At 41.4% G+C, this 12,498-nt stretch carries 12 protein-coding genes; 1 reads left to right on the top strand and 11 read right to left on the bottom strand.

From position 1 onward, the window contains the following. Nucleotides 1–3: 3 nt before the first annotated feature. The 9 genes from MST18_RS03235 to MST18_RS03195 all read right to left on the bottom strand — a co-directional run bounded on the left by MST18_RS03235 (nt 4) and on the right by MST18_RS03195 (nt 8,359). On the bottom strand, nt 4–1,065 hold the full coding sequence (locus MST18_RS03235) for a M48 family metallopeptidase (protein WP_180133843.1): 1,062 nt from the start codon (nt 1,063–1,065) through the stop codon (nt 4–6). A gap of 14 nt (nt 1,066–1,079) precedes the next feature. Further along, nucleotides 1,080–2,186 (bottom strand): YjgN family protein, encoded by a 1,107-nt coding sequence (locus tag MST18_RS03230; RefSeq protein WP_180133844.1) that lies wholly within the window; start codon nt 2,184–2,186, stop codon nt 1,080–1,082. A 130-nt stretch (nt 2,187–2,316) separates the two neighbouring features. Then, entirely contained in the window at nt 2,317–3,162 is an 846-nt protein-coding gene (gene fghA / locus MST18_RS03225; RefSeq protein ID WP_180133845.1) for an S-formylglutathione hydrolase, read from the bottom strand. A gap of 28 nt (nt 3,163–3,190) precedes the next feature. Next, the gene (locus tag MST18_RS03220; protein WP_180021433.1) at nt 3,191–4,582 is read right to left on the bottom strand and encodes a C13 family peptidase; all 1,392 of its coding nucleotides are present in this window, start codon (nt 4,580–4,582) and stop codon (nt 3,191–3,193) included. 125 nt (nt 4,583–4,707) lie between these two features. After that, nucleotides 4,708–5,526 carry a class I SAM-dependent methyltransferase gene (locus MST18_RS03215; protein WP_218955379.1) on the bottom strand — a complete coding sequence of 273 codons (819 nt, stop codon included), beginning with the start codon at nt 5,524–5,526 and terminating at the stop codon, nt 4,708–4,710. Continuing rightward, nucleotides 5,520–6,344 carry an undecaprenyl-diphosphate phosphatase gene (locus MST18_RS03210; RefSeq protein ID WP_180008558.1) on the bottom strand — a complete coding sequence of 275 codons (825 nt, stop codon included), beginning with the start codon at nt 6,342–6,344 and terminating at the stop codon, nt 5,520–5,522. Before MST18_RS03210 ends, MST18_RS03215 begins: the two co-directional genes overlap by 7 nt. Nucleotides 6,345–6,356: 12 nt before the next feature. Further along, entirely contained in the window at nt 6,357–7,022 is a 666-nt protein-coding gene (gene tsaB, locus MST18_RS03205) for a tRNA (adenosine(37)-N6)-threonylcarbamoyltransferase complex dimerization subunit type 1 TsaB (RefSeq protein WP_180133846.1), read from the bottom strand. A 162-nt stretch (nt 7,023–7,184) separates the two neighbouring features. Beyond that, on the bottom strand, nt 7,185–7,715 hold the full coding sequence (locus tag MST18_RS03200; RefSeq protein ID WP_180133847.1) for a gamma carbonic anhydrase family protein: 531 nt from the start codon (nt 7,713–7,715) through the stop codon (nt 7,185–7,187). 35 nt (nt 7,716–7,750) lie between these two features. After that, a complete protein-coding gene (locus MST18_RS03195; RefSeq protein ID WP_180040882.1) occupies nt 7,751–8,359 on the bottom strand; it encodes a CoA pyrophosphatase in 609 nt (202 codons plus the stop codon). A 126-nt stretch (nt 8,360–8,485) separates the two neighbouring features. Between MST18_RS03195 and MST18_RS03190 the strand changes: the two genes are divergently transcribed. Next, nucleotides 8,486–9,034, top strand: a complete 549-nt coding sequence (locus MST18_RS03190; RefSeq protein WP_180126340.1) for an NUDIX hydrolase — start codon at nt 8,486–8,488, stop codon at nt 9,032–9,034. A 67-nt stretch (nt 9,035–9,101) separates the two neighbouring features. On the opposite strand, the gene MST18_RS03185 is transcribed toward MST18_RS03190, so the two are convergent. Together MST18_RS03185 and filE are read right to left on the bottom strand one after the other, a co-directional pair. Then, entirely contained in the window at nt 9,102–11,117 is a 2,016-nt protein-coding gene (locus MST18_RS03185) for a hypothetical protein (protein WP_180133848.1), read from the bottom strand. Between the two features lie 22 nt (nt 11,118–11,139). Beyond that, entirely contained in the window at nt 11,140–12,489 is a 1,350-nt protein-coding gene (filE, locus tag MST18_RS03180; RefSeq protein WP_180133849.1) for a putative pilus assembly protein FilE, read from the bottom strand. Nucleotides 12,490–12,498: the final 9 nt, after the last annotated feature.

Genomic DNA, 12,498 nt, shown 5'->3' with positions numbered 1-12,498 from the left:
CACTCAATGCTGATGTGATTGATAATTTCTAACTGCATCAATACGGGCTTTCGTCGCTGGATGTGACTCAAAGAAGTCTGTCCAAGATCTCTGATCTTTGGCAGTTTCATCCTTTTCACCTTTCTCTTTTGCTGTTTCACCATCAGCTTCATCTTCCATACGTTGTAAGAAATTTGCAAAATGTGCCGTTGGAATTTGATGTTTTGAAAGTTGTTTTAAGGCATATAAATCTGCTTCAGATTCAAAGTCTCGTGAGTAACTCGCACCCACCGCAGCCACCGGCAAACTGGTGAGAATGTCAGAGCCATCCCCTGTGATCATCAACAAAATAATACTGATGCCTAAACCTGACAAACTTTGCTGCAAACTATGGCGTTGGACTAAATGCCCCTGCTCATGTGCAAGCACACCTATGAGCTCATAATCATTTTTCGCTAATTTAACCAACTCATCTGTCACGATAATGGTGTTATTGGGTATTGCCAATGCATTTGCACCAATACTGCCACCACCACGGAATAACAACTTCGCAGGTCGATTTTCAGCCACCAATTGTTGATATTCTTGCTTCAACTTATCTTGGCGTGCTTGTGGCAATTTTGTAGGTTCAGTCATATCGATAATATATTTTTCCGCCTGATCGCCCCAACTTTTTAAAGCTGTCTCAGGAAGTTGATTAGCCACTACATGCGACGCCGCAGGTATGCCCCATTTAATCAATACAAAAGCAAATGCCACCACGAAAATTACACTAAAAATGATTAGAGAAGGTGAACGCTCTAACTTCCAAATCGAATGCCAACGCGACTTTACGTCGAGATTAAACCACTCTGGCAAAGGTTGATGAAACTCTAAACGAGCATCATCCTTTAACTCGATCACTGGCTGAATATCACCCAAAGCACCGATCAGCGTCATATCTTGATAGGTGTAATGCTGTGTTAGTTCTAGGTCTTGACCATAACGCACAATCACAGCATGCTCCCCATCTGCACTGATTTGAGCAACAAAGGGTTTTGACACTTTCCCATCATAATAGGTTGCATTCACTACTGATGTTTTCATGTAATTCACCTGCGTTATAAGGAAATATCTAGGTCAAAAATATCGGATAATTCTTCAGCAATCGCATTGTGATCTTGCTGCATTTGATTTTGTAATTGGTCAGGATCATCGACCAACATTAAGTGTAAAGATTCAGTCTGATATTTATATAGTCGTACAACTGCCCATGGTGTCAGTAAACCGAGGCTAACCACTTTAGCCAACCAATTGCTCAAGACAATCCATGCATAGCGCCATTGATTACAGTCCGTATGAAACTGACTGCGGCTCAACGTGGTGTTATTCCATGTGGTAATAAAAATACGTGCAGCTGTGAGTGGCCAAATAAACATGTAGCCAATCAAATACATACCAAAAATAATGAAGACATAAGATGCGTCATTTAAACCATCTGAACTACCAAACAATATCGCAAAGATCACCGCCAGCAATGCACCAAAGCCCATAAACAGAAATAAAGGCACATACATGGCACGCATATAATCGCCCCAAGTATTATTCAGATTAAATTTCAACTGCCCCAGATACAAATGATTCAGACATTCACGTTTATATAGCCAGATCGCAACTGGTGTAAACAAACCAAGGGTAAAGACAACCACCGCAAGACATTTGACAAAACACCAATACGCGCTTTTATTTGTCCCTGAAAAAAAGAATCGGCTATTACTAAATTTACTGTTGCGAGCACGGAAACGAATCGTAGATCGAATAAGCCAAGGAACCGCAAAGAAAATCAGGACAAATCCCGCTAAGAAAGCTTCCCAAGAATACTTTATAGCAAAAGAGAAACCACCATAGACCACTAATGCAATGATTCGTCCAACTAAAATTTTTGTAGGCAAACCAGTAAAATCAAAACGACGCTGAAACACCCAAGTATTACCATAAAAATAACGTAAACGGCGGACCTTTGCCCAAGGCGCATAAAGTCCAAGCGTGACAATTGTCAGTAAGATATTCACGATCCAAATACCGAAATATTCAGATGCATTACCTTTAAACTTAAAATGATAATTTCGTCCCAAAACATTAGCCTGTTCTGTCTCACCAAATAGACTCGGTGGATTCATCACGGGCAGCTCTGGCGGAAGCGGCGTTTCCATTTGTGAATTTTGCATAAGTACCCTAAATTATTTTTTTTGGTATGTCGAATTTATTCATTTGCATGGCAATGCTTATCACCATGCTTTATTTATACGTGTATCAAAGCAAGCTATGCCTCAACACTTTTAACCACTGGCTTTAGAATTAATGAACTACTGTTTGCAATTGGACAGCGTGAAATTGCAAATGATCATCCATAAAACTTTGAATAAAATAATAACCATGATCATAGCCTGCATGTTCACGCAGTTCGAGTGGCTGTCCAACTTGCTCACACGCTTGCTGAAACAACGCCGGATTTAACTGGCTATAAAATTGATCATCAATGCCTTGGTCAATCAAAATGGCTTTAAACAAAGCCCCTTTTGTTTGCACTAAAGCTGTTGCATCATGCTGAAGCCACTGCTGACGATCTGAACCTAGATATTGACTAAAGGCTTTTTCACCCCATGGACACTGACTCGGCGCACAAATCGGTGCAAAAGCAGAAACCGATTTAAACAGGTCCGGATGCTTCAACGCTAAAGTTAATGCACCATGACCGCCCATACTATGTCCGAATATGCCAATCGCACCTTTTTGTACCGGAAATTCAGCCTGTACCAGCGAATACAATTCTTCAGTGATAAAACGTTCCATTTGATAATGCTCGGCCCAAGGTTGTTCCGTTGCATTAATATAAAAGCCCGCACCCTGCCCAATATCCCAATGATCGCCTTGCGCTACCTGTTCCCCACGTGGAGAAGTATCAGGGCTGATTAAAATCAGGCCAAGCTGGGCAGCTAAACGCTGAGCATGCGCTTTAATGGCAAAGGTTTCTTCAGTACAGGTTAATCCCGCCAAATAAAACAATGCAGGACACGCTTGGCCTTGTAAGGCTGCTTCTGGCAAAAAAATACCAAACTTTGTCGCGGTCTTTAGACTTAAAGAATCCAATTGATAAATGCGCTGCTCACCCGCAAAACAAGTATTTCGTTGTACTAATTCCATGATCTTTATCCTAAACTTTTTTAATCTTTTAAGGCGTAACCGTCGTAGCCGGTGCAGTAGTTGTCGGCGGGAACAATCGTTGTTCTAATTGAGGCAACATTAATGCCATGTTTTTCCCCATCGACCACTGCGGTTCAGAAGGTTCGAAACCTTGCGCGGCTTCCCATTTCGCTACAGTCGCTTTGGTTTCATTAAATGCCGCTTGAATACTGGTCTGCTCACGCATCGCCTGATCAAAGAACGCACGACCAAAATAGGTGTATTCAGCTTCATTCGAACAGCCAAAAGACTGTCGATCAGCTGCCGATGCAGTAATGATTAAAGTATTATCATTTTGTAGTGCTGGAATAAAACTTCCTGAATAACATGAAGAAATGACAATCACACGCCAACGAATTCCGGATGCATCCAAGGCTTCTTTTAACCATTTAGGATCGACTTGCGCCAAATCCAAAGGTGCATTTTCCATTTCAAAGACATTCGGTAAACCATGTGAGGTCATATATAAAAATAAGACGTCACTTTCTCGGTTCATCTGTTGACCAATACGACGCAGCGCCAACTCCATACTGGTTTTAGATGCCAGCGGAATTTCAGTGCGCGTTGCAGGGTTATTGATCAGCTCAACCGAACGCCCATAGGTGCCAAAACGTGTATCAAACTGTTCTTTAATCCGTTCAATTTCCAGTTTAAAGACATCTTGATAACTCGCACCTGCCACCCCTAAGAAGTACCAATGGGATTGGGCAAATTCACCATATTCCACTGCATCCAAGGATTTATTGAGTAAACGGCTTTGTGCATAAAATGCATCTTCAGCAAAGCTTGGAGGAACTTCTTCTACTTTCCAAATCGGCTGATCTTTGACTGAGACTTGCCACACGACCAAAGTAAATAGCGTCGCACCCATAATCAGTGCACGCTCCCACCATGGCCATTTCAGCTCACGTGAAAACACCCAAACGACAGCCAAACTTTGCCAAACAAATAGAATAATGAATAACGTTGGAATGTAGTCATACAGAAAGTATGGGAGAAAATCGAGATCTCCCAAATATTGAATCAAACATTGAAACAACATGATGTGCGTATCAAGCACCAACCAAAGCAATGCAGGGACCAACATTAACCGTGGATTATTTACACGTTGTGATAGGAAAATCCCCACAATTAAAGCAATAAATGGCCACAATGCATAACTTATAAGACCTTGAGCGTTAAATTCACCAATACGCCCCGTGCTCAGCCAACTAAATAAACTGTTAGCACAACCACCTAAAATCCCCCAAAACACCAATTGTAAAATCGATGGACGAACGATTTGTAAAGAACGACGAGACCCAAAAAATAACCACATCCCCGCAGTTTGGTTGCTTTTAAAATCATGCCAAAAATTGATGGAGGGTTTGAAATCAATCATAGAGTTCTAATGGTGGCCTTGGCTCGCTTAATTGCACAAATAATTTTATGCCTGATGTCGTTTTTAGCAATGCTATTTTTTAACTATATAACAAATCTTTGAACAATATTGAAGCAAATATCATTTTAAGTCACAAGATCATGTTGGAAATATGCATCAAAGCGACAAGCATCACCTTGCCACTGATGTTGCGGCTCTTGATTCGCTAAAAAAACCGCCAATCGTGGACGTTTAACCACGACACGTTTAGCAATTTTTTGTGCTAAATCCAGTAAATTATCACCTAAATCCATCTCACCATCTTCAGGTAACAGCAAATGCAACAATTGCATTTGTTTTTTGACCTGAGCTTGCTTTTTGACGGCTTGCTGGTTTTGATCTCGCTGTGGAAACATCGGATCGAGATAAACCACATCAAAGATTTGATTGGTCGTCGATAAATGTTTCAAATAATCTGCCGAATCTGAAAAGACCAATTCAATTCGAGCCACAACCGAACTTAAAAATACATCTTGCTGCGCACGTTGATGTGAGTCTTCCAATAGGGTAAATAAAATCGGATGACGTTCCACAAGGGTCACATGAGCACCCAAATGGGCCATCAATAAACTATCGTGCCCTAGCCCTGCGGTTGCATCCACAAGCTGTGGTTTTTCTGCCAAATTACACGCACGTGCAATCATCTCAGACTTTAAAGATGCTCGCTTTAAACGTCCAACTTCTGCTTTCCAATCGGGTTGCATCTTCATGCCATTGGCCGCCAACCACAAACCATCTGCATCGACACACAAACTGAGTTCAGGGTTTAAACGTAAAAAACGCGCGTTTAATTTTTCAATCAATTCAATATTTACAGATACACCACGTGAAGAAAGCACAGCAGAATACTGCTGTGCTTTCTCATAAAACTCTTGTTCTGTGTATAAGCGGATTTCGCTTACCATAATTTCCAGCCTGTAAATGCGAACAACAAAATCAATAAACCTGAAACAATTCGATACCACGCAAAAATCATGAAATCACGTTTTGCCACATAAGCGACAAGCGCACGAATCAAAAGTAATGCCGAGACAAACGAAACAATCAAACCGACTGCAATCACAGTCCAATCTTGAGTGCCTTGAAATACATCATAGCTTTGATATAAATCCAGCAAACCTGCACCGACAATAACAGGAATACCCAAAAAGAATGAAAACTCAGTGGCTGCTTTACGAGAAACACCCAAGAACATAGCACCAATAATGGTTGCACCTGAACGTGAAGTCCCTGGAATTAAAGACAAAACTTGAATTAAACCAATCCAAATCGCATCTTTAATGGTTAAATCTTCTACTTCTTTGGCACGCACCTGCGGTGGATTTTTTTCGATCCAAATAATGATCAAACCACCGATAATCAACCCCATAGCAATCGCAATATTATTGAACAGTAGCTCTTTCACTGTCTGACCGAACGTCAAACCAATCAACACGATTGGAATCGAAGCGAGAATTAAGCCAAAACCTAAACGGCGCCCTTTTTCTTCACCAGTCACCATACCGGTTGCTGCGCCCCACAGGCGGCCCCAGTATTCATAAATCACCGCAGCAATCGCACCCATTTGAATTGCGATCACGAAAACATCACTTTTTTCTTTGGTCCAAAAGTTCATTAATTCTGAGGCTAGAATCAAATGCCCTGTACTTGAAATCGGTAAAAATTCGGTAATACCTTCAACAATACCCATGATTGCCGCTTTGAGCAGCAGTAAAAGATCCATATATAACCCTAATTATGGCTTGCCTTGTTCTGAAATTTTCTTCCAGGCGTTATCTCGTAAATATACGGGCAATGCAAGTTCAGCACTCACCCATGCTTTTCTTTGCGCCGCTTCGCGGGCAATAGTAGCAATATCTTGTGCTGTTGCACTTAAGTCTTTGTATTGTGTTTGTTCTGATTGAATGAGCTCACTACCAGAACCCACGACAGTAAATTTGATCTGTGGTGTGGCATCTGCGTAGCTTAATAGTTGTTCTTCATCTACAGCCTGCATAATGCCATTGGCATCGAGTTGATAGCTTGCGATATACACTTCTTGCATGCGAGCATCAAGGACTGCCGTTACTTCAGTCAAACCATGTACACGATGCGCCGCTTGAGCCAAAGCTTGCAAAGTCGAGACTGGAACAACAGGTACGTCATGGGCCCATGCCAAGGCTTGTGTTACCGCTGCATTAATACGAACACCACTAAATGAGCCAGGCCCACGACTAAAGGCAATCGCAGTTAAACCCGCTAACTCAATAGCAGTTTGATTAAGCCCTTGCTCAATCATTGGGAGAATGGTTTGCGTCTGCGCTTTTGCCCGTAAATCGAGTTGAAAATAAAGCTCTTGAGTTTCATCTACAATCGAGACGGAACACTGCTCATTGGCAGTTTCCAATGCCAGTAATTTCATGCGCAACCTTAATTAAATTTAATCTTAAAAAACGTTGAATATGATACTCCACTCCACCGCAGTTCGCGAGATTTTCCACCTCAGACTCAGCGCTTTCTGTATTTAATCCATAAAAAAGCCTCGACAAACGTCGAGGCTTTTTTGCTTGCCATGTATAGCGTTTTAAAGTTCAGCGACTTCGAGTTGAGTAAAATGTTTAAAATGAGCAGCATAGTGCAAGGCACTCATTTTTAGACGTGCTTCCGCTTGTTCATCTAAAGTCTTGACGACTTTACCCGGTGAACCCATCACAACAGAATTATCCGGAATCACCTTCCCTTCGGGAATTAAAGCATTCGCACCTATGATGCAATTTTTACCAATCACGGCATGATTTAGGACCACGGCATTGATTCCAATCAGACTATTATCACCTACAGTACATCCGTGTAGCATGGCTTGATGCCCAATCGTGACATAATCGCCAATGGTCATTGCAATGCCGGCATCGGTATGCAGAACCGCATTTTCTTGTACATTGGTAAAATCACCCAGTTTGATACGACTGTTGTCCCCTCGAATGACGGCTCCGAACCAGACACTCACTTCTCGACCTAATTCAACTTGGCCAATGACCGTTGCATTTTCTGCAACCCAACCATCCCATGGTTGATGCGTAGCTTTCGGGCTATATCCTTGAAATTTGTACAACATGATCAAACATCCTATTTTGACTTTCTAAAAATGATTTATGGCTCACGGCCCAAATGAAATGAAGGAGAATTTAATAAAAAAGGCCATTCTTTTTGATAGTTCAGACCATATTGAAATAAGGAAATCAGCATCCGTGCAGTCAAGCCCCATACGATTTCGTTTTCGACTCTTAAACTGGGAAAATAAAGCGATTGCTGGGCAAAACGAACTTCATACGGCGTTGGCGGCGTTTCTAAAAGCTGCCTTAATGATACAAAAAAAATACGATCAATTTCAGTTGGTTGAGGTATCAAATTTACGTCAGGCGGGATCAATCCCACGATCGGTTTAACTAACATTCCATTCCGTGCTTTTTGCATTGGTAAATCACCCAAAAGTTGCACATCAAATGGATTTAGAGCGGTTTCTTCTTGAGCTTCTCTTAACGCCACCACGATATTACTGGTGTCTTGGGCATCACGTTTGCCACCGGGAAAGGACACTTCACCGGCATGATTATTCATATAGAGCGAGCGGCGGGTCAATAAAATACGTGGATTATCTTCTTGGGTAATCGCAATCAATACAGCAGCATGCGCAGGTTGAATACGCTTAGAAAAACGTAAACTTTGCTGCAATCGCTGAGTCAATAAACCCTCATCCATCCACATTACATCCTTATAATTATCTTGTTGTCATCATAGCTGAATTTCGGCCAAGCTGGTTAGAAATGATGCCAAAGTTTTATTTTTAAGTTATTCTGACGGTTCACACAATCCATGACGATGAATATGAACTTTTGCTCAAACTGCGGACAAAAAACAAAAGAAGCGATCCCGCTTGGAGATCATCAGATACGCCGTATTTGTACCGCATGTGGGTTTATTCATTATGTGAATCCTAAAGTCATTTGTGGTGCTTTAGCAGTTTGGGACAATCAAGTTTTACTTTGCCGTCGTGCGATTGAGCCACGTTATGGGCTGTGGACATTACCTGCTGGCTATATGGAACTCTATGAGACGATGGAGCAAGGTGCAGCGCGTGAGACTCGCGAAGAAGCTGAAGCAGAAGTCAACATTGAGCAACTGTATTGCATGTATAACATTCCCCGTATTGGGCAAATTTATGCCTTGTTCAAATCTGAATTAATCAATGGTGAATTTGGTGCGGGTGATGAAACCATTGAATCACGATTGTTTAGTGAAGAAGATATTCCTTGGGATGATTTAGCCTTTCCAAGTGTGGAAAGAACGCTGCGGCATTATTTTGCTGACCGCAAAACAGGTCAGTTTGCAATGCATCTCGAAACCCTTGGTACGCGACTCGATCACACAGGTTAATTTGCTGCTCTCAATATTAAAAAAGCCCATCACTGATGGGCTTTTTTATTTTACTCATATTTGACGATTATTTAGCCTTGATGGTGTAACACGGGGCCAACTCTAAAGAAATATCACCACCGCTTAACTTCGCCGTTTGAGCCGCAGCAGTATCATTTGGATTTTTTAAGCTGTAAATATAACTAAAGCTGGCCAAACTATTCCCCCACTTCACCACTTTATTATCCGAATCTGTCAAAGCAACGCCAGAGGGACGTGTGCCTGCATTGGCATTAATCATATTATGTAACTGCACTAAAGCACCGCCTACAACCATTGATGTATCCGCTGAAGTTTTCACACTTGAGTTCATTCCAATCAGCGCGCCATCAAGCGTATGGAAATATGGGTCAGCTAAAATCATACGAATCGAAATGGTATTTGGATTGATATTTCCTTCAGGCGTAAAGGTACGGGTTGTCGTTCCGATACGATATTGCTGTACACCTTTGTCATCTTTCATTAACAGTGGGTCAAGCACATCTTTTCCGCTACAGCCTTCCGTCGCGTGTGTAGACAAGTCGACAATTTGGCTATCTTGACGAGTAAATACATCATCTGGCACGCCAGATTTTATATTTGTGCGAATATCACCATTACGGTCAATCACCACACCCAATTTCACTGTTTTAATCGAAGTATCGGTAAATTTAAAGGTTAAATCTGCATACAAGGGGAAGATATAATTTTGTCCAGCAGCAACATTTTCAACAGACTTAAAGACTTTTTTGTCTAAATACGACAGCGGATAAAGCTTGTATAAATCCATCGTGCCTTTAAATTGCACTTGGTTAATGTTTTGCTCCCAAAGACCTAATTTTTTCTTATCATCGGCCGTCAGAACATAATCATCTTTTTTAGCCATTAACGTTTTATATAAACTCCCACCTGTACCAACCACCATTTTGTCGGCAAGTAGCGTCCCTTGTTTAATAATCAGCGGGCCAGAGTTGGCTTCTTCTGCATCAAAACGGAAACCCAGAATGCCAGGTTTATCAATTTGCTTGGTAAGCGGATCAATCCAATTGTCCTGTGGCGTTGCTGTTAAACGTGTTGGTCGAACCTGCGTCAAGAGCAAGACATTCACACCACCAATGGTACTTAACTGTTGATCAACTTTGCCCTTCCACTGTAAACCACTACCAAAAGTCATGCCTTGGCGGTCAGTCATTAACATGAAATGACCAAATAAATTGACTTTTGAACTATCGGTCGGCGAACATTCATTTTTGTCACAGCCGACCAGTCCATTTGAACCACTGGCATTGGTAATCACGCCATCAGTTGAAAACAACGCAAACTCTGGCTGGTAAACCGCAGCCGTTGAGATATTCATGAGTTTTGAAACTAAGGTAAATGCATTTTCATTACTGACTTCGGACAAGTCTAGCCAAGGTGTAAACAGGTCATTAAATTCCGTATCTGAACTGATACTGAAATCTGCTGTCGCGACATTCCGCGTGATTTGATCAATCAATACTTTATCTGCATTGTTGATATAAACCGCTTGGATATCTGTAGCTGTAACTGCGCTGTTATTTTTCAAAGCCAAGGATTGAATAATTTTAGCTAAACGCATGGCCACTTTAACCGTTGGGTCGGTATTTGAAATCGTTGCAGCAGGTTTACCCGCGATGCCAGCTGCCAAATCCAATAAGGTCAAGCGTGGAGGTGTCGTACCACTGGCTACATTGGAAATTTGCTTCAAATCTACTTTACCCAAATCAATTCGACGTGATTTTTCACCTTGGATAAAGAAAGTTACCATATCGCCAATCTTACAAGCACCTGTCGAAACACCTTCTTTTAGATCAAATAAAGTAATGTAGGTATTTTTAACGTCGCTCGAACAATTAAAATTCAGACCTTCAATTGGATAATCTAAAACGAACTCAACACAGCCTTCGGTATTACTTTTACAAGTACCATTGGTCGTACTGGTATCATAAATTTCAGGATTCACACTTGCACTTTCACCGCCACAGCCACTGAGCGCTGCAACCAATGCCGTTAAAGCAAACGGTAATAAAATTTTATTTTTCATCCTAATTCTCTTTCTTATGTCCTTAACGGATTGCTGTTAATTTAAGTTGGCCTTGATTGGTTAATACGCGGCCATCGACGTCAATTGCTGTTGCTAAAGGCGTTAAGAATAAGTACTGGCTACCTTTAGGCACTTGAATCACGCCTTCAATTTTTTCATGGTAAAGATGATCCGCTTCACCTTGGTTATTTTTGAATCCACCTGCGCCTTCCATGACACATCCATTTTTGTCTAAAAATACCGCAAATGGCCAATAAAATGTAGGATTTTGTTCTTTGGATGCAAATGAATGTATACGAATATTTTGTAATGGTGATTTTAGTTTTACGACTTCATAGTCAAATTCGTCAGACAATGGTGCTCGAGGCCATAAGTTAATATCTTGTGCCAAGTCAAGCTCTTTGGCTTTCTTCATTTTTTTATTCGAAAAACATTGCTGACCTAAACCTTGAATGGTGTCAGCTTGTGACACCCGATAATATGATGTGGCTAAAGTGATTGGGCCTGTATCTTCGGGTTGATTACGTTTAAATAAATTATCAATGACGGAGCGACTGACACCTTTTTCACGTTCAATGGTTTGCATCCGCGTTTGCCCCATCTTGCTATCAATAACGCCTTCGGGCATGGTGTAAAAGCGCTTTTTGCCTTCTAAGTTAAACTCTTTATCTTCAAGATATTCATTATTGACATACTTTTCACCAGCCATGGTCGAAAAGCCTTGCTCTTGTTTTGCCTTAGCCGATTGTTTTGAAGGATTATTTTCTAAGTTTTCACCTGAAGATCGTACGGATTGATCAGTACTGACTACTTTCTCAGCAAGGATCTTTTTCTCAACGACAGGTTTATCTTTTCCAGCTAGAACTTTGGACTGATACGCTTCACGAGGTTGGGCTAGCTCTGATTGCTGTAAATTTTCTGTCCATGCGGTTGAAGGCAAGACTTTTGCTGTCGTATCTGCCGCTTGTGCTGACTTTTCAGATTTGCGAACTTTATCCCCTGAGACGTCTTTAATTTTATCTACTGTGACAGCTTTAATTTCATCCCGTTTTTCCGGCTCGCGTATACTTAAATGTTGAGAATTCACCGGTCCAACAGCCTGTGCTGTTGGACTCATTTGACGTGTCATCGGTGTCTTGGTTTGAGACGGACTAATGCTTACGGATGGTTGAATAATTTGTTGTACAGGTTGAGAGTCTATCGTTTTAGCAGTTGGACTTTCTTTAGGTTTCTTTGCTGGTTTTTCTTGCACTTGTACCACCATTGGGCGCCCATCTGGCCCAATAATGGTATGAAACGCCCCAGCGTTGGTATACGACACTTGCACCACAGACAGTGCAAGTAACGTTTTTATGAATAAAATCCTTTTCATTCTGTCTGC

The organism is Acinetobacter sp. YH12068_T, assembly GCF_024606005.1.
Classification (GTDB): domain Bacteria; phylum Pseudomonadota; class Gammaproteobacteria; order Pseudomonadales; family Moraxellaceae; genus Acinetobacter; species Acinetobacter amyesii.
The sequence above is the reverse complement of the archived record's forward strand: the minus strand, read 5'-3'. Positions and strand labels throughout refer to the sequence as shown.

What these genes read in the sequence shown, in the direction of transcription:
- MST18_RS03200 (WP_180133847.1), bottom strand. Translation starts at nt 7,715, where the DNA reads ATGTTGTACAAATTTCAAGGATATAGCCCGAAAGCTACGCATCAACCA.
- MST18_RS03235 (WP_180133843.1), bottom strand. Translation starts at nt 1,065, where the DNA reads ATGAAAACATCAGTAGTGAATGCAACCTATTATGATGGGAAAGTGTCA.
- MST18_RS03230 (WP_180133844.1), bottom strand. Translation starts at nt 2,186, where the DNA reads ATGCAAAATTCACAAATGGAAACGCCGCTTCCGCCAGAGCTGCCCGTG.
- MST18_RS03195 (WP_180040882.1), bottom strand. Translation starts at nt 8,359, where the DNA reads ATGGATGAGGGTTTATTGACTCAGCGATTGCAGCAAAGTTTACGTTTT.
- MST18_RS03185 (WP_180133848.1), bottom strand. Translation starts at nt 11,117, where the DNA reads ATGAAAAATAAAATTTTATTACCGTTTGCTTTAACGGCATTGGTTGCA.
- tsaB (WP_180133846.1), bottom strand. Translation starts at nt 7,022, where the DNA reads ATGAAATTACTGGCATTGGAAACTGCCAATGAGCAGTGTTCCGTCTCG.
- MST18_RS03190 (WP_180126340.1), top strand. Translation starts at nt 8,486, where the DNA reads ATGAACTTTTGCTCAAACTGCGGACAAAAAACAAAAGAAGCGATCCCG.
- MST18_RS03220 (WP_180021433.1), bottom strand. Translation starts at nt 4,582, where the DNA reads ATGATTGATTTCAAACCCTCCATCAATTTTTGGCATGATTTTAAAAGC.
- MST18_RS03210 (WP_180008558.1), bottom strand. Translation starts at nt 6,344, where the DNA reads ATGGATCTTTTACTGCTGCTCAAAGCGGCAATCATGGGTATTGTTGAA.
- MST18_RS03215 (WP_218955379.1), bottom strand. Translation starts at nt 5,526, where the DNA reads ATGGTAAGCGAAATCCGCTTATACACAGAACAAGAGTTTTATGAGAAA.
- fghA (WP_180133845.1), bottom strand. Translation starts at nt 3,162, where the DNA reads ATGGAATTAGTACAACGAAATACTTGTTTTGCGGGTGAGCAGCGCATT.
- filE (WP_180133849.1), bottom strand. Translation starts at nt 12,489, where the DNA reads ATGAAAAGGATTTTATTCATAAAAACGTTACTTGCACTGTCTGTGGTG.